This window comes from Streptomyces albus subsp. albus, from assembly GCF_000719865.1.
GTDB classification, from domain to species: domain Bacteria; phylum Actinomycetota; class Actinomycetes; order Streptomycetales; family Streptomycetaceae; genus Streptomyces; species Streptomyces albus_E.
In genome coordinates this window covers 19,824-42,845 of the sequence record NZ_JOID01000001.1, presented here as the reverse complement: position 1 = coordinate 42,845, position 23,022 = coordinate 19,824, and the positions used below count along the sequence as shown (strand labels likewise).

The window sequence follows — 23,022 nt, the reverse complement described above, 5'->3', positions numbered from 1 at the left end:
GTGCGCGGAGTGACGGCGGTCACCGATGTGCGCGGTGCCGGGGACGGGGGCAGGCTGGAACACATGAACGACAAGCCGCCTGTGCTCGTGCACCCGCCGGCCGGCACCGGCCGGCGGGTCGAGATCCGCGGCCAACGGGCCGGCACCGCGACCGGTCCCCGCGATCTCCTCGAATTCCTGCGCCGCGCCGGACTCGACCCGGACGAGGTGCGCCTCGACGACCCCGCCCTGATCGAGTGGCGGGGCGGCGGCCCGGACAACTGGCCGGGGCAGCTCTGACGCGGCTCCGCACACCGCGCCGCGGCACGCGGGCGCGGCGGGGCAGCGGTGCCGCGGGGCAGCGGTGCCGCGGGGCAGCGGTGCCGCGGGGCAGCGGTGCCGCGGGCACGACCCGGTGAAGCCCGCGCGGCTCCGGCCGCAACCCCGGATCCGGCCATTCCGGGCTCCGGCACCCCCGTCCGGTCCCGCCCGTCCGCGACGGGAGCCGTGAGGGCGCCGCCGCCCCGTCGCCCGCCGCCGGTCTCCGCCTCGTTTCCGCACGTCACCGCCGGTCACCGGCCCAGCGCCGCTCCCGGGCCCGCGGCGGCCCGCCCCGGCGGAGCGTGACGCCCGGGGAGCGCGCTGTGAGCGAGGACACAAGACCCGCCCCGGTCGCCGCCGTCGTCCCGTGGCAGACTGGGGGTGTACCAGTGACGTCAGCGCACTCCGGGGTCGGTGAAAGTCCGAACCGGCGGTTACAGTCCGCGACCCGGCCACTGCCAGTGGCCGGTTGACCAGGTGAGATTCCTGGACCGACGGTTAAAGTCCGGATGGGAGGCAGTGCGCGGCGGCCGAGCACCGGTGCGCCGCCGTACAGCGGCGCGGTCCGCCCCGACCCGGGGTGAGCCGTGCGGCCGTATCCGCGCCGCCCCGCGTGTGACGTCCGCATCTGTCCTCGTCGACAGCCCCGGAGTCCGTGCCCGCAGAGGCAGGAGGACCCGGTGGCCCCCGAAGCACCCGGCACGGCCGAGACCCGTGCCATGCGGCGAGCCGTGGAGCTCGCCGCCCGCGGCACCGGCTCCACCAGCCCCAATCCCGTCGTCGGCTGCGTGATCCTCGACGCCGCGGGAGACGTGGCCGGCGAGGGATACCACCAGCGGGCCGGCGGCCCGCACGCCGAGATCCACGCCCTGCGCGCCGCCGGCGAACGCGCCCGCGGCGGCACCGCCCTCGTCACCCTGGAGCCCTGCGACCACACCGGCCGCACCGGCCCCTGCAGCGGCGCGCTGATCGACGCCGGGATCGCCCGCGTCGTCTACGCCGTGGCCGACCCGCACGACGAGGCCGCCGGCGGGGCCGCCACCCTCGCCGCCGCCGGCATCGAGGTCGAGCACGGCCTGCTGGCGGCCGAGGCCGAAGAGGTCAACCTCCCCTGGCTGACCTCCGTGCGCCGCCGCAGACCGTTCGTCCGCTGGAAGTACGCGGCGACGCTCGACGGCCGCACCGCCGCCGCCGACGGCACCAGCCGCTGGATCTCCTCGCCCGAGTCCCGCGCGGACGTCCACCGGCTGCGCGCCGAGGCGGACGCCGTCATTGTCGGCTCCGGCACCGCCCGCGCCGACGACCCGCAGCTCGCCGTCCGCCACCCCGCGCTGCTCGACACCCTCGGCGCCGGCCTCCGCCAGCCGCTGCGCGTCGTCGTCGACAGCAACGCCACCGCCGTGAAACCCGGCGCCCGGGTCCTGGACGGCAGCGCGCCCACCCTCGTCGCCGTCGCCGAGGACGCCGACGCCGCGCACCTGGAGGGCCTCGCCCCCGTGGTGCGGCTGCCGCGCGCGCCCGGCGGACGCGGCCTGTCCATCCCGACGCTGCTCCGCACCCTCCACGACCGCGAGGTGCGCTCCGTGCTGCTGGAGGGCGGGGCGACCCTCGCCGGTGCCTTCGTCGCCGCCCGTGCCGTCGACCAGGTCGTCGGCTATCTGGCCCCCGCGCTGCTCGGCGCCGGACCGGCCGTTCTCGCCGACGCCGGAATCGGCACGATCGCCGAGGCGTTGCGCCTGGAGATGACCGGTGTCGACCGGCTGGGTCCGGATCTGCGGATCACCGCCGTCCCCGGGGGGTCCGCTCCGGCGGGCGCCGCCCCCGCCCCTTCCCCCCTTTCCGCCTCCGAGGAGAGCTGACGTGTTCACAGGAATCGTCGAAGAACTGGGCGAGGTCGCCGCCGTCGAGGACATGGGGGACTCCTCCCGCTTCCGGCTGCGCGGCCCGCTGGTCACCGAGGACGCCAAGCACGGCGACTCGATCGCCGTCAACGGCGTCTGCCTCACCGTCGTCGGCACCGCCGACGGCGAGTTCACCGCCGATGTGATGGCCGAGACCCTGAAGCGCTCCAGCCTCGGCGCCCTCGTTCCCGGCAGCCGCGTCAACCTCGAACGCCCCATGGCGCTCGGCGGGCGCCTCGGCGGCCACCTCGTCCAGGGGCATGTCGACGGGACCGGCGTCATCACCGGACGCGAGGCCGGTGAGCACTGGGAGATCGTCACGGTCTCGCTGCCGCCCCGGCTGGCCCGCTATGTCGTCGAGAAGGGCTCGATCACGGTCGACGGCGTCAGCCTCACCGTCGTCGACGCGGCGGACGACCACTTCACCATCAGCCTGATCCCGACCACTCTCGGCCTCACCACCCTGGGGATCAAGAAGGCGGGCGACCCGGTCAACCTGGAGGTCGACGTCCTCGCCAAGTACGTCGAACGGCTGCTCGGCGCGGGCGCCGTCCCGGCCGGCGCCACCCCCGGGGCCGTCGCCCGGACCGCGGCCGGGGCCGTCACCGGCGAGGCCGCCGTATGAGCGCCTTCGACTGGCTGAACGGCCACGCCTTCACCGTCCTCGGGCAGGACGTCATCTGGTCCGACATGGTGGGCAACACCCTGGGCCTGATCGCCCTCGCCCTCGGCTGGCGCCGCTCCCTGTGGACCTGGCCCGCCCAACTCCTCTCCGGCGTCGTCCTCGTCGCCGCCTACGCCTCCGCGCAGCTCAGCGGCGGAGTCGGCAAGCAGCTGCTCGTCATCGGCGTCGCCGTGTGGGGCTGGCGGCAGTGGCAGCACGGGAAGCGGCGGACCGGGGACGGCACCCTCGCGGTGCGCTTCGCCACGGGGCGGGAGCGCGGCCTGCTGGCGGCCGGCACGGTCCTCGGGACCCTGGCCGTCGGCGGGCTGTTCACCGCCGTGCCGTCGCTCTCCTGGAGCCCCTGGCCCGACGCGTACATCTTCGTCGGCACCCTCGCCGCGATGATCGCCCAGGCCCGCGGACTGGTCGAGTTCTGGTTCGCCTGGATGCTGGTCGACGTGGTCGGCGTCCCGCTGGCGTTCAGCAGCGGACTCCCGTTCTCCGGACTCGTCTACGTCATCTACTTCGTGCTCGTCCTGTGGGGCCTGCGCGACTGGTGGCTGCACACCCGACGGCAGCCGGCGCCCGCCGCGGCCGGAGAAGCCCCGGCGCCCGCCGTGCCGGCCGGGGCCGCGGCCACGGAGACCCCCGCATGACCGCCCCCGCGCGGCCCGCCGCACCGGCCGTCCCCCGCGCCGCCGCCCCGCCGCTCGAAGGAGCCAGCATGACCACCGCACTCCAGGACACCCACGACCGGTACGCGGACGACGGCATCGTCCTCGACCCCGTCGAGCGCGCCGTCGCCGACATCGCGGCCGGCCGGCCCGTCGTGGTCGTGGACGACGAGGACCGGGAGAACGAGGGCGACCTGATCATCGCCGCCGAGAAGGCCACCCCCGAGATCGTCGCCTTCATGATGACCGAGTGCCGCGGCCTCATCTGCGCCCCGATGGAGGGCGACACCCTTGACCGGCTCGAACTCCCGCAGATGGTGCGGCAGAACACCGAGTCGATGGGCACCGCCTTCACCGTCTCCGTCGACGCCTCCGCCGAGCACGGCGTGACCACCGGCATCTCCGCCGCCGACCGCGCCACCACCCTGCGCCTGCTCGCCTCCGGGGACAGCACGCCCGGCGACTTCGTCCGCCCCGGCCACGTCTTCCCGCTGCGGGCCAGGCCCGGCGGCGTCCTCGCCCGCAACGGCCACACCGAGGCCGGAGTCGACCTCGCCCGGCTCGCCGGGCTGCGCCCCGCCGCGGCGATCGTGGAGATCGCCGCCGAGGACGGCACCATGATGCGCCTGCCCGAACTCGTCGCCTTCGCTCGCAAGCACGGACTGGCGATCATCTCCATCGAGGACCTGATCGCCTACCGCCGCTCGGCGGCCGAGCCCACCGTCCGCCGGGTGGCGGCCGAGCCCACCGTCCGCCGCGAGGCCGAGACCCGGCTGCCCACCGCCTTCGGCGACTTCCGCGCCCACGGCTACCGCTCCACGGTGGACGGGGTCGAGCACATCGCCCTCGTGCGGGGTGACATCGGCGACGGAACGGACGTCCTCGTTCGAGTGCATTCCGAGTGCCTCACCGGTGACATCTTCGGCTCACTGCGCTGCGACTGCGGCCCCCAGCTCCAGGAGTCCCTGGCCCGGGTCACCGAGGAGGGCCGCGGCGTCGTCCTCTACCTCCGCGGCCACGAGGGCCGGGGCATCGGGCTGCTGTCCAAGCTCCGAGCGTACGAACTCCAGGAGCACGGCCGGGACACCCTCGACGCCAACCTGGAGCTCGGCCTGCCCGCCGACGCCCGGGACTACGCCGCCGCCGCGCAGATGCTCACCGACCTCGGCGTGCGCAGCCTGCGGCTGATGACCAACAACCCGGAGAAGACCGCGGCCCTGCTCGCGCACGGCCTGCGGGTCGTCCGGGAGCCCGCGCCGGTCGCGGCGGGGGAGCACAATCTCCGCTATCTGCGCACCAAGCGCGACCGGATGGGCCACGATCTGCCCTGGCTGGACGACGGCCGCCCGCCGGCCGGCCACGTCCAGTAGGCCCGCCGCCGGCCGACGCCCCGGCGGAGACGCACGACACCGACAACAGGCAACACGTAACAGGCAGCACGCCCGCCCCGGCGGGCACGACGCGAGGGAAGACAACAGACGTGAGCGGTAAGGGTGCCCCCGAACTGTCCGTGCAGGACTCCGGCGATCTGCGCGTGGCCGTGATCGCCGCCCATTGGCACGAGCAGGTGATGGACGGCCTGATGAACGGCGCCCTGCGCGCCCTCGGCGAGCTGGGCATCGAGGAGCCCACCGTGCTCCGCGTCCCCGGCAGCTTCGAACTGCCGGTCGTCGCCAAGGTGCTGGCGGGCCGCGGCTACGACGCCATCGTGGCCCTCGGCGTCGTCATCCGGGGCGGCACCCCGCACTTCGAATACGTCTGCCAGGGCGTGGCCCAGGGCCTCACCCAGGTCTCCGTCGACACGGGCGTGCCGGTCGGCTTCGGCGTGCTCACCTGCGACACCGAGGAGCAGGCCCTGGACCGGGCCGGCCTGGAGGGCAGCCGCGAGGACAAGGGCCACGAGGCCGTGATGGCCGCTGTCGCCACCGCCACCACGCTGCGCTCCGTCGCCGAACCGTGGCGCCGCACCGCGACGCCGCACCGAGGCGCCGGGCAGGCGGGGGACGCGAACCGGTAAGTTGTAGGCACCATGGCGAACAAGACATTCGAGGAGCTCTTCACCGAGCTCCGCCACAAGGCCGCCACCGGCGACCCCGCTACCTCCCGCACCGCCGAACTGGTCGCGCAGGGCGTGCACAGCATCGGCAAGAAGGTCGTCGAGGAGGCGGCCGAGGTGTGGATGGCCGCCGAGCACGAGGGCAGCGACCGCACCGCCGAGGAGATCTCGCAGCTCCTCTACCATCTGCAGGTCATGATGGTCGCCCGGGGCATCTCCCTGGACGACGTATACGCTCACCTCTGAGCGGCGCCGCGCCGGGGGCCCGCCCTCCCCGGCGCCGCGGCCGCCGCCCGCGGCGGCAGCTCGAAATACCCGTTCGACGCGACCGGTTGGACACCTCCGCCGGACACCCGCCGGACATCCGCGTCCAGTGGGTGAACGCCCCGAAGAACGCCGCCCCGCCCCGAAGACCCGCCGCCCCGAAGAAGCGAAGGAACGCCTCATGCTGCGCATCGCCGTCCCCAACAAGGGTGCTCTCAGCGAGCCTGCGTCGGAGATGCTCCAGGAGGCCGGTTACAAGCAGCGCAAGGACCGCCGCGAGCTGGTCCTGGTGGACTCCGACAACGACGTCGAGTTCTTCTTCCTCCGCCCCCGCGACATCGCCGTCTACGTCGGCTCCGGCCGGCTCGACATCGGCATCACCGGCCGCGACCTGCTGCTCGACTCGGGCGCGGACGCGGAGGAGATCATGCAGCTCGGCTTCGCCGGCTCCACCTTCCGTTACGCCACCCGCCCCGGCACCGCCAAGGAGGTCGGCGAGTTCGGCGGCATGACCGTCGCCACCTCGTTCGCCGGGCTCGTCACGAAGCACCTCGCCGACCACGGCGTGGACGCCTCCGTCGTCCGCCTCGACGGCGCCGTCGAGACCGCCATCCAGCTCGGCGTCGCCGAGATCATCGCCGATGTCGTGGAGACGGGCACCACCCTCCGCAACGCCGGTCTGGAGATCATCGGCGAGCCGATCCTCCGCTCCGAGGCCGTCGTGATCCGCCGCACCGGCGAGGACGGCGAGGAGCCGAAGGTGCGGCAGTTCCTCCGCCGCATGCACGGCGTCCTCGTCGCCCGCCGCTACGTGATGATGGACTACGACATCCGCGTCGAGCAGGTGGAGCGCGCCGTCGCCCTCACCCCCGGCCTGGAGTCGCCGACCGTCTCCCCGCTGCACCACGAGGGCTGGGTCGCCGTCCGTTCGATGGTCCCCTCCCAGGACGCCCAGCGGATCATGGACGAGCTGTACGACCTCGGTGCCCGGGCCATCCTCACCACCGGCATCCACGCCTGCCGCCTGTAGAACCACCGCCCGCGCCCGCCCGGGCGGCCCCGCCCCGCCGCGCACATCGGCCGGCCGGGGCGGCCCCGGGCGGCGGGCCCGAACCCCCGGAGACCCCGTGTCCCCCTCCACCCCCGGCGGGGAGCCCGCCGGCCGGCCCGGCCCGGACGGCCTGCCCGCGCTGCCCGTCACCTTCCGGCCGACGCGCACCCGGGTGATCCTGCTCGGCGCGGGGGCGGCGGTGCTCGCCACCCTGACGGTCCTCGCCCTGGTGCTGCCGAGCCTGAGCCTCACCGAGCGCTCCACCTTCATCCTCACCGGACTGCTCGGCCTCGGCGTCATGGTGCTGCTCAGCCGTCCGCACATCGACGCGGACGAGGAGGGCATCACCGTGGTCAACCTGACTGCCCGGCGCCGCCTCTCCTGGGCGGAGGTGCTCCGCGTCAACCTGCGTCCCGGAGACCCGTGGGTCCATCTGGATCTCGCCGACGGCACCCATCTGCCCGCGATGGGCATCCAGCCCGGCATCGCCCGGGACAAGGCGATAGCCGACGCCCGGGCGCTGCGGGCCCTCGCCGACCACCACGGCACCGGCCGCCGGGCGGCCCCGACGGACTGAGCGGACCGGGCGGTACGGGACGGACGGGACGGGCCCGGACCGGAGGGACGGGTCCGACCAGGCAGGGGCACGGGGCCGGGCGGACCGGCCGGGACCGTGTGGACCGGGCGGACGGAACGGCACCGGGCGGGCCGAACGGAACACCGCCCACCCCCGGGGCCCCCGCGTCCGGCACCAGGGCACACCCCCGGGGAAACCCCGGATCGCCCGTCCGTGCGTCTTCGCAGGCCCCGGAGCAGTGATTACCCTGTGCCGTGGCGGCGCGACACGCGCCCCGCCCCGCACCGGACGGGCACCGCGGCAGCGTGCGTGCCCCGCGGGGCACCTGCGAGCCGAGGAGTGAATTCCTTAGCCGATGGACGGTTCGTCCTGTAGTACCCGCGCCGCCCTCTCGCCGGAGGCGGCGGCATGATCGTTCCCCTTCTCCTGCTCGCCGCGGCCCTGCTGCTGATTCTCGCCAACGGCTTCTTCGTGGCGGCCGAGTTCAGTCTTGTCACCGTCGAACGCGCGGACGCCGAACGGGCCGCCGCCGAGGGCGACCCGCGCGCCCGCACCGTCGTCAAGGCCCTGCGCGAGCTCTCCTTCCAGCTCTCCGGCACGCAACTCGGCATCACCCTCACCTCCCTGGTGGTGGGCATGCTCGCGGAGCCCGCGCTGGCCCGGCTGCTGACCGGCCCGCTCACCGCCGCCGGACTGCCCCCGGGCGCCGTGCCGGGCGTGGCCGTGGTCACCGGCGTCCTCGCCGCCTCGGCCCTGCAGATGGTCGTCGGCGAACTCGTCCCGAAGAACTGGGCGGTGTCGCGGCCCTTCGCGGTCGCCCGGTTCGTCGCCGGACCGCAGTACGCCTTCGCGTCCCTCTTCCGGCCAGTCATCGCCCTGCTCAATGGGGTGGCCAACCGGCTCGTCCGCGGTATGGGCGTGGAGCCGACCGACGTCCTGGAATCCGCCCGCACGCCCGGTGAACTGGTCTCCCTCGCCCGGCACTCGGCCCGCGCCGGGGCGTTGGAGCAGGACACCGCGGACCTGTTCGTCCGCACCCTGTCGCTGGCCGGGCTCTCCGCGCAGCACGTCATGACCCCGCGGGTGCGGGTCGCCGCGCTGCAGGACTCGGCCACCGCGGCGGACGTCGTCAACCTCACCCGGGCCACCGGGCTCTCCCGCTTCCCCGTCTACCGGGAGCGGCTGGACGAGGTCGTCGGCATGGTCCACCTGAAGGACGCCCTCGCCATACCGGCGCACGAGCGGTTGCGCACGCCGGTCGTGCGCGTCAGTGTGCCGCCGCTGATGGTGCCGGAGACCCTGCCCGTGCAGCGGCTGCTGGAGCGGCTGCGCCGGGAGCAGCCGATCGCCGTCGTCGTCGACGAGTACGGCGGCACGGCCGGGGTCGTCACCCTGGAGGACATCGTCGAGGAACTGGTCGGCGAGGTGCGCGACGAGCACGACGCCGCCGGACGGCCCGAACTGGCCCCCGCCCCGGCCGAGGAGGGCCGGCCCGCGTGGGACGCCGACGGCGGCTGCCGGATCGACGCGCTGCGGACCGTCGGGCTGGCGGCGCCCGACGGGCCGTACGAGACCGTGGCCGGACTCGTCGCCGACCTCCTCGGCCGGATCCCGGCCGTCGGGGACACCGCCGAACTCCCCGGCTGGCGGCTGCGGGTGCACCGGGTCCGCCACCACCGGGCCGAGACGGTGCGGCTGGTACGGACGGCCGGCGCGCGTGGCCGGGACGGCACGGCAGGCGCGTGCGGCCGGGGCACGCCGGACTCCGCCGCGGCCGCTCCGCCACCGCACCGCGGCACGGCCGCGGAGGCGGCCGCGGCACGCGGCGTGCCGGCGCATGCCGGGCCGGCCGCGGCACCCGCCGCCCGGGGCCGCCGCGCCGGCGCGGCCACCGCGGGCCCGGCGGCCACGGGCACGCTGGTCCGCGGCACGGACCGGGCGGCCCCGCCGGCCCCGTCGGCCACGGAACGGACCGGGACCGGCCGGCGCGCCCCGGAGACCGCGCGGCCGGCCGGCACGGCCCGTGCCGCCGGACCGGTACGGGCGGGAGGCCCGCGATGAGCCTGCTCCAACTCCTCTTCGCCGCCGTGCTCGTGCTCGGCAACGGCTTCTTCGTGGGCGCCGAGTTCGCCCTGGTGTCCGTACGCCGCAGCCAGATCGAGCCGCTCGCCGCCGCCGGCTCGGCCCGCGCACGCACCGTGCTGACGGGGCTGGAGAACCTGCCGCAGATGATGGCCGCCGCCCAGTTCGGCATCACGGTCTGTTCGCTGACCCTCGGCGCCGTCGCCGAGCCGACCGTGGCCCGGCTGCTGGAGCCCGTCTTCCACGCCGTCCGGCTGCCCGAGCCGCTGGTGCACCCGCTCGGCTACGCCATCGCCCTGGCCCTGGTCGTCTTCCTCCACCTCGTCGTGGGGGAGATGGTGCCGAAGAACCTCGCCATGGCCGCCCCCGAGCGGACCGCGCTGCGGCTGGCCCCGGCCCTGGTCGCCTTCGCCCGGCTGTGCCGTCCGGTGACGGCCCTCTTCGGCGCCTGCGCGCACCTGGTGCTCCGGCTCTTCCGGGTGGAGCCCAAGGACGAGGTCGAGGCCGTTTTCACCAGCGAACAGCTGAGCCGCCTCGTCGCGGACTCCCACGAGGCGGGTCTGCTCGCCCCGGAGGAGCAGGAACGGCTGGCCGACGCGCTGGACATGGGCAGCAGACCGGTGACCGAGGTGCTGCTCGATCCGGCGGCCCTCGTCACGGTCGGCCCCGGCGCGACCGCCCGGGAGATCGAGCGGCTGACCGTGCGCACCGGCTTCTCCCGCTTCCCCGTACGCGACGGAGCCGGGACCGGGACCGGAACGGGCGCCGGCTTCCTGGGCTACGTCCACGTCAAGGACGTCCTGGACTCGGACGAACCCGAGGCCCGTGAGGCCCGCGGGGTCCCGGCCCCCGTCCCCGGACGCCCGCCGGGCCGGGACGGCACCGGGCCCTCGGTGGGCACGCCGGCGGGGGAGGCGCCGGCCGGTCAAAGCCCGGCCGGTGACGGTCCGGCGGGGGAGAGAGCGGCCGGGGACGGCCCGGCGGCGGAGAGTCCGGCCGGGGACGGCGACGGCACGCTCCGGACCGGCGAGGCGCTGCCCCGCCACGCGCTGCGCCCCATGCCGGTGCTCCGCGCGGAGACCCCGCTCGACGACGCGCTGACCGCGATGCGCCGGTCCGCGGCCCATCTCGCCCAGGTCGCGGACGCCTCCGGTCGGGTCCTGGGCCTGGTCGCGCTGGAGGACGTCCTGGAGACCCTGGTCGGCGAGGTGCACGACCCCGCGCACCGCTCCCGCCGTCTCACGGCCCAGCGGGGAGCCCGCGTCGTCACCCGGCGCCCGGAGCGGGCCCCCGCCCGGGAGGCGTCCGTCCGGGGATGACAGCGCCACGGGGCGCCAACTCGCGTGCCCCGTACAGGCGGTGCGGGTGCAAGGCAGTGCGGGTCCGCGCGGACGCGCCGGCGCGTCCGCGGTGGTTTCAGAGGGGGGACTGCGGGCCGGGGCCGAGGGGGCCCCGGCCCGACAGGACCTCGCCGTAGGCCTGCATCAGGTCCGGCAGCCGCAGCGTGGCCAGGTCCTCGCGGGTCGGGGTGCCGGTGTAGCCCGCGAGCCGCAGGTCGCGGTAGGCGCAGCTCTTCTCGTACAGGGTGCGCAGGAAGCGGCCGTTGCCGAGCTCGTCGATCCAGCCCTGGTCGACCACGTGGCCGCAGATACTGCGCAGTTCCTCGACGGATTCCTCGTCCCAGCAGTCGCCGTTCTCGGCGGCCAGCACCTCGCCGATCCGCGTCAGCTCCAGGGGCCGGTAGCTGGGGAAGTCGACGCGGGTGGTGAAGCGGGAACCGAGGCCGGGGTTGGCGGCGAGCAGCCGGTCCATGCCCTCGGGGTAGCCGGCGAGGATGACGACGAGGCGGTCGCGGTTGTCCTCGGCGCGCTTGAGGAGTACCTGCAGGGCCTCGTCGCCGTAGGCGTCGCCCTTGCTGTAGCCGGAGTTGGAGAGGCTGTACGCCTCGTCGACGAAGAGCACCCCGCCGAGCGCGGAGTCGATCAGCTCATTGGCCTTGACGGCCGTCTGGCCCAGGAACTCGCCGACCATGTCGGCGCGTTGGGCTTCCACCAGATGGTCGCCGCCGAGCAGGCCGAGGGCGTAGAAGACGCGGCCGAGGATGCGGGCGACCGTGGTCTTGCCGGTGCCGGAGGGGCCGGAGAAGACGAAGTGCCGCTTGGGCGGCTGGACCGGCAGCCCCTCACCGGCGCGCAGCCGCGCCATGTGCAGCTGCGCGGAGAGCGCCCGCACCTGCCGTTTCACCGGCTCCAGCCCGACCATCCGTTCGAGTTCGTCCAGGGCTTGGGCCAGCAGGACGGGGTCGGGCGGCCCGTCCGGCAGCGGGGAGGCGGGGCGGGGCTGGACCGGCAGGACCGCCTTCTCGCGGATGCCGTCGGCGTCGAGGGGGGCCGGGCCGGACAGGGGCCCGTCGAGGTCGCCCGCCGGGTCCTGGCCGGGAGCCGTGGGAGCGGACGGGGTGGACGGTGCGGACGGTGCGGATGAGGCGGCGGGCGGGAAGTCGCGTCCGGGGTCGGCGGGCGGGTCGGAGCCGTAGCCGTCGGGGTCCGCCATGGCGTCCAGGAGGTCCTGGCCGCCGGTCCCGGCGAGGGAGACGGCCGCCAGGTCGCCCGCCTCCAGGCCGTCGCCGTCGGATATCGCGGCCAGCCGGGCGGCGGTGTCCATGAAGGCCGGGTCCACCCGGTGCACGGCCCGGTAGAGGGGGAGGGCGGCGGCGCTGCGGCCGGTGCCCTCGCGGGCGCGGGCCAGCCAGTAGCGCAGTTCCTTGCGCTGCGGCTGCTCGCTGCGGCAGCGCATCAGGGCCGCCGAGAGCAGCGGTTCGGCCTGCCCGTACATCTCCAGGCGGACCCGGGCCATGCCGCCGAAGAGGCCGGCCTCGATGCCGAGCAGCGGGTCGTCGAGGAGCGGGCCGGTGTGCCGGATGAGCAGCTCCCAGTCCTTGACGAGATAGGCGCGGCAGGCATGCAGGAAGCGCACCTGCGGGTCCGCGTCGACCGGGGGGCAGCCCGCCAGGGCGCGGTCCAGCTCGGCGACGTGGCGGCCGTCGAGCCAGTGCGAGGCGTGCGCCAGCAGCAGATCGCGGGGACTTTCCAGCACGGGCTGGACCCACCAGCCCAGCCAGTACCAGGAGTTGAGTTTGCGCCGGTGACGGGCGCGCTGTTCGCCGAAACGGTCGCGGTGGCGGTACATCCGCAGCAGGGCCGTCGCCGGCTCCACGCGCAGGGCGTGCAGCCCGAGCCAGGCGTCGGCCATCCCCGGGTCCCTGCGCACCGCGGCCCGGAACTCGTCCTCCGCCTGCGCGTAGGCCCCCATGGTGTACGCGTCGACAGCGCGCAGCCAGGCGAGATCGGCCGGCGAGTCGTCCCGGCCCCGGATGCCGAAGTCCATCGCGTCCCCCACAAACTGCCCCCGTGGTGGCGGCCGGCGGACGCCGGGCCGCAGCCTTTCAACCACCGCGCCGTGGGAGGGACTTGCGATTCCTCCCGTCTGGCATCGTACCCGTGGCGGGAGGGCACGCCGAAGGGCGCCGCCCAGGTGAGGGGCGGTATCGGCCCTTCACGGGGGGCGCCGAGGGGGAGGGGGCGCACGATCACCGAGTGTGATCGTCGGTGGCGGATTTCTGTCCGTCTTGCGGCTTTTGTGAGGTGTCAGGGCAGAACGAAGCCCCCGATCACGGGGGAACAACCGGGGGCTTCGCGTCTGGGTGCGGCCCCGGAGGGGCGCACACTCAGAACGTAAGACCTGTCCGGCCGCCAGGTCAAGCCGAGTTCGCGGACTTCCGGCCACCTCACGGGGGCTCCACCGGGGCCGGACTGCGCAGCGAGTGGATTTGGTCACGCTCCGTGAAACCGGGAGGGAGTCATTCCGTCCCCGGGGGCCTCCTGAACCACAGGTATCCCTCGGGTCGCTGCCGTACCAGAAGATCGGCATGGGGGCGCGTGGGGTCGTATCCGAAGTGTTCCCGCTCCGACCGGGTCCAGCCGTCCCAGAACGCGGACAGCTCCGGGCCGTCGCGCCGCCGCCCCCGCTCCCACGCCGTGTCGCGCGGGGTCTCCATCCAGATCAGCAGCGCCAGATACGGCCGCAGGGCCCGCCGCCCGGCGCCGACGCCCTCCAGCAGAACCACCGGCGCGGGCGGCAGCTCCCGCTCTCCGGCGAAGCGCCTCCGGTGCCAGTCGTAGACGCGGTGGCGGGCGGCCCGGCCGCGGCCGAACGGGACGAGGACCTCGCGGACGAGCCGGTCCGTCCAGCCGAACGGCTCGTCGTGCGTGGCGAGATCGTCCAGCCGCAGCACCGGCGCCCCGCCGAGGGCGGCGGCGAGCCGCCCGGCGAAGGTGCTCTTGCCCGACCCGGCATGGCCGTCGACGGCCACCAGCCGCACGGGACCGCAGGACGGCGGCAGCGCGCGCAGCCGCCGGGCCAGGGCGGCGAGGTCCGAGTGCTCGGCGGAGTCCACCCCGTCACGGTACGGCCCGCCCGGAGCGGGTCGCGGGCCGGCTGCTCCTCCAGTGGTATCAACCATTAATCATGCCGACATGCGCGCATGAGTGCTGGTCGGCGGGTATCACGACGGGGATAGTGGAACACCCCCGCGGAGGCGCCGGCCCGCGTCCGCGGACCGCGCAGCCCCTGACCGTGCTTCAGCTCCGAGGCCGGAACGGCCCATGACTGGGGGAATCCGCATGACCTCACCCACACCACGGCGCACCATCCTGGCCGCCGCCCTCGCCACGGCGGCGGGTGCCGCCGCGGCCCCCGCCGCCTTCGCCGCCCCCGGCGGAGGGCGGGGCTCCGCGATCCCGGCGGGCCCGGGCGCCGATACCGCCGCCACGGACCTGTCCGACACCACCGCCGGGAGGGGCGTGCCCCGCGTGGACTACCACGGCTGGACCACCGCTCCGGACTGGCGGAGCGGCGCCGCCAAGGGCACCGCCGTCCGCCCCGGCCGCAGACCCGGCCTGGCCATCGCCCGCCCCGCCGGCCGCACCGACTACACCGACCCGCACACGCGGAAGACCGCCACCTGGGAGTACGCCACCTGGACCGGCCCGGTCCGCCGGCTCTCCGTCCCGGCGAACGAGGTGGTCCCCTCCTGGAACGCCCACACCCCGGCCGGCACCTGGCTCCAGGTCGAGCTGCGCGGCACGTACACCGACCGCACCGACACTCCCTGGTACGTGATGGGCCGCTGGGCCGCGGGCGACGGCGACATCCGCCGCACCTCCGTCGACGACCAGTCGGACGGCCGGAGCAGCGTCTGGACCGACACCTTCTCCGTCAACGGCTCCGCCGGGGACCTGCGCCTCGCCTCGTACCGGCTGCGGCTCACCCTCTACCGCAAGCCGGGCAGCGACCGCACCCCGGTGGTCTGGCGGCTCGGTGCGATGGCCTCCGACATCCCGGACCGCTTCACCGTCCCGGCCTCGGAGGCCGGCGCGGCGGCCGCCCGCGAACTGGAGGTGCCGCGCTACTCCCAGAACATCCACATCGGCGAGTACCCGGAATACGACAACGGCGGCGAGGCCTGGTGCAGCCCCACCTCCTCCCAGATGGTCGTCGAGTACTGGGGCCGCAAGCCGACAAAGAAGCAACTCGCCTGGGTCAATCCGGAGTTCGCTGACCCTCAGGTCTGCCACGCCGCCCGCTACACCTTCGACTACCAGTACGACGGCTGCGGCAACTGGCCCTTCAACGCCGCCTACGCCGCGACGTACCGCGACATGCAAGGCATCGTCACCCGGCTCGGCTCCCTGAACGACGCCGAGAAGCTGATCGGCGCGGGCATCCCGGTCATTACGTCCCAGTCCTTCCTGGAGCCGGAGCTCGACGGCGCCGGCTACGGCACCGCGGGACACCTGATGTGCCTCATCGGCTTCACGGAGGACGGCGACGTCATCGCCAACGACCCGGCGAGCGACAGCAACGACGCGGTCCGCCGTGTCTACAAGCGCCGCCAGTTCGAGAACATCTGGCTGAGGACCAAGCGCTACAACGCCTCCGGCAAGGAGGCGAGCGGCACGGGCGGCATCTGCTACCTCTACTGGCCCGCCCGGCCCACGGCCGTCCAGTGCCGGACCTTGGCCGCACTCGGCATCCGCTGAGCCGCGGTCGAGCGACTGTTCCGCCGCCGCCACGCCGCCACGCCGCCGCGCCGCCACGCCGCCGCGCCGCCACGCCGCCGCGCCGCCACGCCGCCGCGCCGCCACCGGACCGCTGTGTCCCGGCGGCGGCGCGCGTCGCCGGGCGTCCGCGCCGTGGCCGGCGGTCCGGGGTCAGCGTCCGCTGGAGCCGTCGATGCGCTCGCGGAGGATGTCGGCGTGGCCGGCGTGCCGGGCGGTCTCCTCGATCATGTGCACCAGGACCCACCGCATCGACGGGGCGTGCCTCCGGTGTGGGGGCCGGGGCGCGGGCCGGGTCAGGTCCGTACAGGTCTCGATGACCTGGTTCGCCCGGCCGATGGCCTCCCGGTAGTCGGCGAGGACGCCGTCGGCCGTCTCCTCGGGGACCGGCCGCCAGGTCCGGCTCCAGTCGTCGGGCTCTTCGCCCAGGAACGCGAACCGCTCGACGGCGGCCAGATGCTTGACCAGGCCCAGGAGGCTCGTCCCCGAGGGCACTCCGGCGGTCCGGACCTGCGGCTCCGGCACCCCTGCGGCCTTGTCCGCGACCGCGCCGCGCACGTAGTCGAGGAATCCCAGGAGGGTGGCTTTCTCGTCGGCGCCGGTGCGCGGGGGTTTCTCGTCCCGCGCCGATGCCGGAGCTTCCTGCGGGCGGTGACGGGGCATCGTGTCTCCTCCGGTGCGGTATGTGCCGTGCGGCCGGGTGCTCATCCGGCGGTCCGCCGCAGAACGAGGACGGTGTCGGTGACGGTGGCGGTCTCGCCGCCGGGTCCGGTGGCCCGGCGCCGCGGCATGTCCGCGCGCAGGACCGGCCACTCCCCGGGGTCGAGATCCAGCTCGGCGGCGATCCCGGCGGGGGCGGGGTGGCGGACGCCGGGGTCCTGGTTCCAGGACCAGGGCGCGGTGGAGCCGTGGCCGACGATCAGCAGCAGGCCGCCGGGCCGCAGGGCGTGTGCCGCGGTCCGGAGGATCTGCTCACGGGGCAGCGGGAACGGGGTGTGCAGGTACTGGGCGGAGACGAGGTCGAACTCCCCGTCCGGGAAACTCCGGGCCAGGTCGTGCTGTTCGGCGTTGACCCGGTCCCCGGCGCCGAGTTCACGGGCACGCTCCCGCACCCGTTCGACGGCCGTGGGGGAGAGATCCACGGCGGTGACCCGCCAGCCGCGCCGGGCGAGCCAGAGGGTGTCGCCGCCCGCGCCGCAGCCCAGGTCCAGAGCGGCGCCGGGCCGCAGCGGTCCGGCGGTCTCGGCGAGCAGGGGGTTCACGCGCTCGCCTGCGGCGCGCCGGGTGGCGTAGTGCTGCTCCCAGAACAGCTCGGCCCCGTCGTCGGGCGGGCCGGCCCGCGGGCCGCGGTTTCGGGTGGTGTCCATCCGGCGTGTCTCCTTCGGGATCGGCGTGCGCCAGGGGGGTACATGGGCGGGCGTGCGCTGGGGTTTCGGGGGTCGGTATGCGCCTGGGACGTGGGCCGGGTGCGCGCTGGGGTTCGGGAGTCCGCGTGTGCCCGGGACGTGGGCAGGTGCGCGCCGGGGTTCGTGGATCGGTGTGTGCCGGGGTCCGGGCCCGCCGCGCCGACAGGTTGCCGTTGCCCGGCGGGGGCCCTGGCGGCGGTTCCATCACCGGTCACCGGTCACCCGTCACCGGGCCGCTCAGTCGTCGAAGAAGGCGAGCAGTTCGGCGGTGACGAACGCCGGGTTCTCCTCCGGCAGCCAGTGGCCCGCCTTGGGCACCTCGACGGCCCGCGTGATGCGGGACATGCGGGGTTCGGCCGTGGACCGGGTGAACGGGAGCATGCCTTTGGCGGTCATGAGCATCGCGGGCACGGTGACCGGCTCGGCGGCGGTGTTGTCGCGCTCGTCCCGGTCCAGCGTCCGGTACAGCTCGAATCCGCCGGTGAGGACCTGCTTCCGGCGGTAGGTGCGGGCGAATTCGTCGATCTGCTCGTCGGTGTACGGGGACTTCGCGCCGGGGCCGCCGAAGCTCGTCCCGCCGTGGGCCACGTACGGGAAGAACAGCGCGAGGTATTCCCGCACGTCGTCGGCCACGAGCGTCTCGGGGAACCCGTCCTGGTCGTGGAAGGCCATGTGCCAGCTCAGCGACCGGTACCGCTCGGCGCTGAGCCCGGGGCCCGGGAGGGGGTAGTCGAGGTGGGCGTACCGGGCGACCTCGTCCGGGTACCGCGCGGCGTACTGGAAGCCGACGCCGGCGCCGAGGTCGTGCCCGACGAGGTTGATGCCGCGCAGGCCCAGCTTCCCGGCGAGCAGGCCGTGCACGTAGCGGGCGAGGGTGGCCTTGTCGTAGCCCGACGGCGCTCCCCTGCTGTCACCGAGCCCCGGCAGGTCCAGCGCGTACACCGTGTACCGCTCGGCGAGTTCCGGCATGATCCCGCGCCATGCGTACCAGGACTGCGGCCAGCCGTGCAGCAGGACGAGCGGCTCGCCGGTCCCGCCGGTGACGTAGTGCATGCGCACGCCGTCGACCTCGGCGAACTCATGACGGAACCGGCGGTTGAACGCGGCGTCGTCGCGGGTGGCGGAGTCGAAGGCCGGGGCGACGGCTTCGGCGGCCGCCCGGCGGGGGGCCTCGTCCAGCGCCCGGCCGGGGCTCGTCGCGCACGCGGACGTCAGGACGAGCGCGGCCACGGCCAGTACCGCGCTCCGTGTCCACCGTGCGCCGGGCCTGCGGACGGCGGCTGTCCGGCCACGGGGTGTTCCGCTCTCCTGAGCCGTTGTGACGTTGGTTGTCATGGGGCGTCACCTCCGTCGGCAGCATCGCCGTCCTCATTCCGGGCTTGCAAGGAAAGTTGCGGATCCGCACGATGGGGGGATGAGCGGAACCGGAGAGGACGTCCTGGCGGGAGTCGGGCCGCGGCTGCGCGCGCTGCGCCGGGCGCGGGGTGCGACGCTGAAGGACCTGGCCACCGAGACCGGCCTGACGCCGAGCACGCTGTCCCGGCTCGAGAACGGCAGACTCCGGCCCACGCTGGAGCAGTTGCTGCCCCTGGCCCGGGCGCACGGCGTCCCGCTCGACGATCTCGTCGCGGCGCCGCCGACCGGCGACCCGCGCATCCATCTGCGGCCGGTGCGGCGTTCCGGGCTGATCGTGGTGCCGCTGACCCGGCGGGCCGGGGGTATCCAGGCGTACAAGGTGATCCATCCGCCCGCGGGCCGGGCACCGACCATGAAGCCGCAGACCCACGAGGGCTACGAGTGGTTCTACGTCCTGGCCGGGCAGGTCCGGTTCGTACTCGGCGAGCAGGATCTCCGGCTCGGCCCGGGGGAGGCCGCGGAGTTCGACACCCGCCTGCCGCACTGGGTCGGCAGCGCCGGCAGCGAACCCGCGGAACTGCTCACCCTCTTCGGCCCGCAGGGGGAGCGCGCCCACGTCGCCCCGTCCGGCGCGTGACCGCCCGCACTCGGCGCGATCCGCGCGCCCTGCTCCGGACGACGGAGTGCCGGGCGGCGCGGGGGGAGGGCGGCGGAGGAGACCGCTGTCCGGCGCCCGGGGCGTGGCAGGGTGGCCGTCATGGACGGCTATGGATGGGAACTGGCGCTGGTCGCGGCGCTGATCGTGCTGAACGCCCTCTTCGCGGGCAGTGAGATCGCCCTCATCTCGCTGCGGGAGAGCCGGCTCCGGCGTCTGCGGCGCGGTGACGGTGCGAACGCGGCGCGGCTGGTGCGGCTGGCCGAGGACCCGAACCGGTATCTGGCCACGATCCAGGTCGGCATCACCCTGGCCGGGTTCCTCGCGTCGGCGACGGCGGCGGTGTCCCTGGCCGAACCGGTCGCGCCCCGGCTCGCGTTCCTCGGATCCGCGGCCGAACCGGTGGCGATCGCCCTGGTGACGCTGGTGCTGACGTTCGTGACGCTGGTGGCGGGAGAGCTGGCGCCGAAGCGGCTGGCCATGCAGTTCGCCGAGCGGTGGGCGCTGCTGGCCGCCACCCCTCTGACGGTGCTCTCCACCGCGTCACGGCCCGTGATCTGGGCCCTGGGCCGGTCCACCAACGCCCTCGTCCGGCTGCTCGGCGGGGATCCGCGGGCGGGGCAGGAACCCCCGACTCCGGAGGAGCTCAAGGACATGGTGGTCGGCCAGCGCGGGCTGACGGCCCAGCAGCGCAGGATCCTCGCCAACGCGCTGGAACTCCACGAGCGCATCCTGCGGGACGTGCTGGTGCCGCGCCGTTCGGTGTTCACGATCGCCGCGTCGCTGCCCGCGGGAGAGGCGCGCGCCGAGCTGGCGGGCGCCGGACACTCCCGGGCGCCGGTGGTCCGTGCCGGGCACTTCGAGGACGTGGTCGGTGTGGTGCGGCTGCGGGACCTGACGACGAGTGATGACGCCGTCCCCGTGACCGAGGTGGCACGGCCGGCCGTGGTGTTCTCCGACTTCACGAAGGTGTCCGAGGCGCTGCGGCGTTTCCGGGCGGACCGCCAGCAGTTCGCCCTGGTCGTCGACGAGTACGGGTCGGTCGAGGGCATCGTCACCATCGAGGACCTGCTGGAGGAGATCGTCGGGGAGATCTACGACGAGACGGACCGCGACGTGCTGTCCGTGCGGCCGCAGCGGGACGGCTCCCTGCTCCTGCCGGGGTCCTTCCCCGTCCACGACCTGCCCGACATCGGGGTCGAGGTGGGCGGCACGGCGGCACGCGGGCGGTTCACCACGATCGCCGGTCTCGTCCTGGACCGGCTCGGCCGCATCCCGGAGACGCCGGGGGAGCGGATTGCCCTGGGCGCCTGGGAGGTCGAGGTCACCGAGGTGGACCACCACGCCGTCACCGGCGTCCGGCTCCGCCCCCGGACCGCCGGCGGCGGGGAGGGCGGCGGCGGGGAGGGCGGCGGCCGGACCGGCGGGGGCGAGGCCGGGAGCGGGGCGTGAGGGGAGCCGCCGCCACCGGACCCGCTTGCCCGCGGCCGGCGCCCGGCTGACCCCGCGTCCCGGCATCGTCCGTCCCGGCATCGTCCGCCCCGGTGTCGCCGGCCCCGCCAGGCTGCGGCCGGACGGCGGGGCGGACGCGGATCAGCCCCGGGCGGCGCCGTCCTGCTGGTGCGGGATGCCGTCCGGCGCACCGCTGCCGGACGGCGGCTGCTCCCGCAGAAACGCGGCGGCCTGCAGTTCGTACAGCTCGCGGAAGTGGCCGCCGGGCCGGGTCAGCAGTTCGGCCGGGGCCCCGGATTCGACCAGACGGCCCTCGTGGAGGACGTGGACGAGGTCGGCATGGCGGACCGAGGCCATGCGGTGGGTGATGAGCACGATGGTCTGCCCCGCGTCGGCGAGTTGGCGGATCTGCCGGAAGACCCGCTCCTCGGCCTTGGCGTCCAGGGCGGCCGTGGGTTCGTCCACGACGAGGATCTCGCCGTCCCGGTAGCGGGCGCGGGCGATGCCCAGCCGCTGCCACTGGCCGCCGGAGAGCTGGTGGCCGCCCTTGAAGGTGCGGGAGAGCAGGGTGTTCCAGCCGCGGGGGAGTTCGCCGACGAAGTCGACCCCGGCGTGCTCGGCCGCCTCGGCCAGCCGCCGTTCGCAGAGCGGCACCGAGGTGTCGGAGATGGCCACGTTGACGCGGGCGGTCATCGGCCAGCGGTAGTGGTCCTGGGCGACCACGGCGAACCGCTCGAAGACCGCCTGCCGGTCGGCCTCGGCCGCGTCCACGCCGTCCCACAGGATGCGCCCCCGCTGCGGCGCGTACAGCCCGCAGAGCAGCTTCACCAGGGTGGACTTGCCGGAGCCGTTCTCGCCGACCAGGGCGACCACGCCGCCCAGCGGGACGGCCAGACTCACCTCGCGCAGCACGGGGGTGTCCTCACAGCCCGGATAGGCGAAGGAGACGTCCTCCAGCCGGATCTCCTTCACCCCGGCGGGCAGTTGCCGGCCGCCGGCGGGGATCTGCCGGTCGGCGGACTCCTTCAGCAGCCGGTTCAGATCGGCGACGTGCATCGACTCCTCGTGCAGGTAGTTGACGCGCCGGATCAGCCCGTCGAGGGCGCCGGTACCGGTGCGGATCGCCATGACGGCGGCCCCGGCGCCGGCCAGGGCCATGGCGCCGGTCCACAGCAGCGCGCCGAGCAGCAGATACGTGGCGAGGGTGACCAGCCCGGTGAGGGCCGAGGCCAGCAGACCCGTGCGGGCGGCCAGCCGGGCCAGCCGGGTCTGCTCCTCCTCCGCCGCCCGCGACATGCCCCGGAAGTGCTCCAGGATGAACGGGCCCGCGCCGTGCACCCGGATCTCCGCCGCCGCGTCCGTGTCCGTCAGCAGCTGGGAGAGCATCGACGAGGCCCGGACGTGCTGGAGCCAGCGGTGGAACGACCGGTACCGGCGGCGCGCCACCGTCAGCGACGCCCAGGCGCTCGGCACCACCATCACCACCAGCATCGGCAGCAGCACCGGATGCAGGACGGTCAGCACCCCGGCCGCCGCGACGAGCGACAGCAGACCGGAGATGACGGCCACGCAGTGACCGACCATCCGCCGCGCCGAGTCCGCGCCGAACTGGGCGGACTGCAGCAGCCGGTGGAACTCCTCGTCCTCCATGGCCGCCATCTCGACCCGGTAGGCCCGCTCCAGGTACATCTCCCGAGCCAGCCGCTCCACCCGGGGCTCCAGCGGCCCGGTGAACCGGATCGACGCGGCCGAGCACAGCGCCCCCACCGCGGCGGCGCCCGCGACGAAGAGGACGACGGGCAGGGACTCCCGGAGCCGGCCGTCGAGAGAGCCCGGCCCGAGCAGCACCGCGAGCAGCGCGTTCACCCCGAGCAGGCCCACGGCCTGCGCCACCCCCCGCCCGATCTCGGCGAGCGCGACCGCCGCCGTGGCGCCCCGCCCGGCCTGCCAGGAGAGCCGCACGGCCATCCCCATCAGCCGGGGGAGCGTGGCCGCCATCGTGCGGAGCGTGAGGGCGTAGCGGGTCTCCTCGTACGAGGCCCAGCTCGTGTCGTACACCAGCCGCCCGCCGAACAGCAGCTGCTCGCTCTCCGACACGGGTCCGCCGCCCGCGGCCCCGGCGGCGCCGTCCGGGCTGCTCGGGTCCGGGCTGCTCCCGTCCGGCGCGCCGTCGTCCCCGCTGTCCGGCGCGCCGTCGTGTCGATCCTTTCGGGCCCCGTCCCGATCGCCGTCCCGGGCCCCGTCCCGCCGGCCGTGGTGCTCCGGCGAACCGGCCGTCGCCGAACCCTTCATCGCTTCCCCCTCGCATGGTCGGTCCCGCCCCGTCCGCTGCGGCGGCGCTCGACCCGGGCGCCGCACCGCCGAACCGTCCGCGAGCGGTGGAAAGACGGAGGTGACGGCCCCGGGCGCGCCGGCCGGCGGCGGACGGGCAATCAAACGGATGCTCGGTTCAACGGCGGGAAGCA

General features: G+C 75.0%; 19 protein-coding genes, 1 pseudogene and 1 riboswitch. Of the genes and pseudogenes, 14 read left to right on the top strand and 6 right to left on the bottom strand.

Going from position 1 to position 23,022, the window contains the following annotated elements:
* Positions 1-63 precede the first annotated feature (63 nt).
* The 11 genes and pseudogenes from IF83_RS0100185 (at position 64) to IF83_RS34430 (ending at position 10,888) form a co-directional block, all read left to right on the top strand.
* Positions 64-279 carry a hypothetical protein gene (locus IF83_RS0100185; protein WP_030541907.1) on the top strand — a complete coding sequence of 72 codons (216 nt, stop codon included), beginning with the start codon at positions 64-66 and terminating at the stop codon, positions 277-279.
* Between the two features lie 417 nt (positions 280-696).
* Positions 697-827: riboswitch (FMN riboswitch) on the top strand.
* A gap of 192 nt (positions 828-1,019) precedes the next feature.
* A complete protein-coding gene (ribD, locus tag IF83_RS0100180; protein WP_051722358.1) occupies positions 1,020-2,159 on the top strand; it encodes a bifunctional diaminohydroxyphosphoribosylaminopyrimidine deaminase/5-amino-6-(5-phosphoribosylamino)uracil reductase RibD in 1,140 nt (379 codons plus the stop codon).
* A 1-nt stretch (position 2,160) separates the two neighbouring features.
* Complete coding sequence (locus IF83_RS0100175; protein WP_051722318.1) at positions 2,161-2,826, top strand: riboflavin synthase; 666 nt, start codon at positions 2,161-2,163, stop codon at positions 2,824-2,826.
* Positions 2,823-3,521 carry a nicotinamide mononucleotide transporter family protein gene (locus IF83_RS0100170; protein WP_030541904.1) on the top strand — a complete coding sequence of 233 codons (699 nt, stop codon included), beginning with the start codon at positions 2,823-2,825 and terminating at the stop codon, positions 3,519-3,521. The genes IF83_RS0100175 and IF83_RS0100170 overlap by 4 nt, the downstream gene beginning before the upstream one ends.
* A 68-nt stretch (positions 3,522-3,589) precedes the next feature.
* Positions 3,590-4,909, top strand: coding sequence for a bifunctional 3,4-dihydroxy-2-butanone-4-phosphate synthase/GTP cyclohydrolase II (locus IF83_RS0100165; RefSeq protein ID WP_030541903.1), 1,320 nt, complete (start codon positions 3,590-3,592; stop codon positions 4,907-4,909).
* A 110-nt stretch (positions 4,910-5,019) separates the two neighbouring features.
* Positions 5,020-5,556: a 6,7-dimethyl-8-ribityllumazine synthase gene (ribH, locus tag IF83_RS0100160; RefSeq protein ID WP_051722317.1), complete on the top strand. Its 537-nt coding sequence runs from the start codon at positions 5,020-5,022 to the stop codon at positions 5,554-5,556.
* 12 nt (positions 5,557-5,568) lie between these two features.
* Positions 5,569-5,841 carry a phosphoribosyl-ATP diphosphatase gene (locus IF83_RS0100155; RefSeq protein ID WP_030541901.1) on the top strand — a complete coding sequence of 91 codons (273 nt, stop codon included), beginning with the start codon at positions 5,569-5,571 and terminating at the stop codon, positions 5,839-5,841.
* A 199-nt stretch (positions 5,842-6,040) separates the two neighbouring features.
* Complete coding sequence (gene hisG / locus IF83_RS0100150; RefSeq protein WP_030541900.1) at positions 6,041-6,889, top strand: ATP phosphoribosyltransferase; 849 nt, start codon at positions 6,041-6,043, stop codon at positions 6,887-6,889.
* 97 nt (positions 6,890-6,986) lie between these two features.
* Complete coding sequence (locus IF83_RS0100145; RefSeq protein WP_051722316.1) at positions 6,987-7,487, top strand: PH domain-containing protein; 501 nt, start codon at positions 6,987-6,989, stop codon at positions 7,485-7,487.
* 408 nt (positions 7,488-7,895) lie between these two features.
* A pseudogene (locus IF83_RS0100140) lies at positions 7,896-9,198 on the top strand (hemolysin family protein); the annotation flags it as partial.
* A gap of 346 nt (positions 9,199-9,544) precedes the next feature.
* Positions 9,545-10,888 (top strand): hemolysin family protein, encoded by a 1,344-nt coding sequence (locus IF83_RS34430; RefSeq protein ID WP_078843031.1) that lies wholly within the window; start codon positions 9,545-9,547, stop codon positions 10,886-10,888.
* A 97-nt stretch (positions 10,889-10,985) separates the two neighbouring features.
* Here the strand turns inward: IF83_RS34430 and IF83_RS0100130 are convergent, their stop codons facing one another.
* The gene (locus tag IF83_RS0100130; RefSeq protein WP_030541896.1) at positions 10,986-12,956 is read right to left on the bottom strand and encodes an AAA family ATPase; all 1,971 of its coding nucleotides are present in this window, start codon (positions 12,954-12,956) and stop codon (positions 10,986-10,988) included.
* Between the two features lie 472 nt (positions 12,957-13,428).
* Positions 13,429-14,091: a uridine kinase family protein gene (locus tag IF83_RS0100125; protein ID WP_394297290.1), complete on the bottom strand. Its 663-nt coding sequence runs from the start codon at positions 14,089-14,091 to the stop codon at positions 13,429-13,431.
* A 160-nt stretch (positions 14,092-14,251) separates the two neighbouring features.
* Here IF83_RS0100125 and IF83_RS0100120 point away from each other — a divergent pair, with 160 nt between their 5' ends.
* A complete protein-coding gene (locus tag IF83_RS0100120; protein ID WP_030541894.1) occupies positions 14,252-15,670 on the top strand; it encodes a peptidase C39 family protein in 1,419 nt (472 codons plus the stop codon).
* Positions 15,671-15,841: 171 nt separating this feature from the next.
* On the opposite strand, the gene IF83_RS0100115 is transcribed toward IF83_RS0100120, so the two are convergent.
* The 3 genes from IF83_RS0100115 to IF83_RS0100105 form a co-directional block, all read right to left on the bottom strand.
* Entirely contained in the window at positions 15,842-16,351 is a 510-nt protein-coding gene (locus IF83_RS0100115; protein ID WP_030541893.1) for a DinB family protein, read from the bottom strand.
* Positions 16,352-16,392: 41 nt separating this feature from the next.
* On the bottom strand, positions 16,393-17,055 hold the full coding sequence (locus IF83_RS0100110; RefSeq protein WP_051722315.1) for an SAM-dependent methyltransferase: 663 nt from the start codon (positions 17,053-17,055) through the stop codon (positions 16,393-16,395).
* A gap of 276 nt (positions 17,056-17,331) precedes the next feature.
* Positions 17,332-18,429, bottom strand: coding sequence for an alpha/beta fold hydrolase (locus IF83_RS0100105; protein ID WP_030541891.1), 1,098 nt, complete (start codon positions 18,427-18,429; stop codon positions 17,332-17,334).
* 79 nt (positions 18,430-18,508) lie between these two features.
* Here IF83_RS0100105 and IF83_RS0100100 point away from each other — a divergent pair, with 79 nt between their 5' ends.
* Positions 18,509-19,087, top strand: a complete 579-nt coding sequence (locus tag IF83_RS0100100) for a helix-turn-helix domain-containing protein (protein ID WP_030541890.1) — start codon at positions 18,509-18,511, stop codon at positions 19,085-19,087.
* A 120-nt stretch (positions 19,088-19,207) separates the two neighbouring features.
* Positions 19,208-20,557, top strand: coding sequence for a hemolysin family protein (locus IF83_RS0100095; RefSeq protein WP_078843075.1), 1,350 nt, complete (start codon positions 19,208-19,210; stop codon positions 20,555-20,557).
* Between the two features lie 141 nt (positions 20,558-20,698).
* Here IF83_RS0100095 and IF83_RS0100090 read toward each other — a convergent pair whose 3' ends face one another.
* Positions 20,699-22,849 (bottom strand): ABC transporter ATP-binding protein, encoded by a 2,151-nt coding sequence (locus IF83_RS0100090; protein WP_078843029.1) that lies wholly within the window; start codon positions 22,847-22,849, stop codon positions 20,699-20,701.
* Positions 22,850-23,022: the final 173 nt, after the last annotated feature.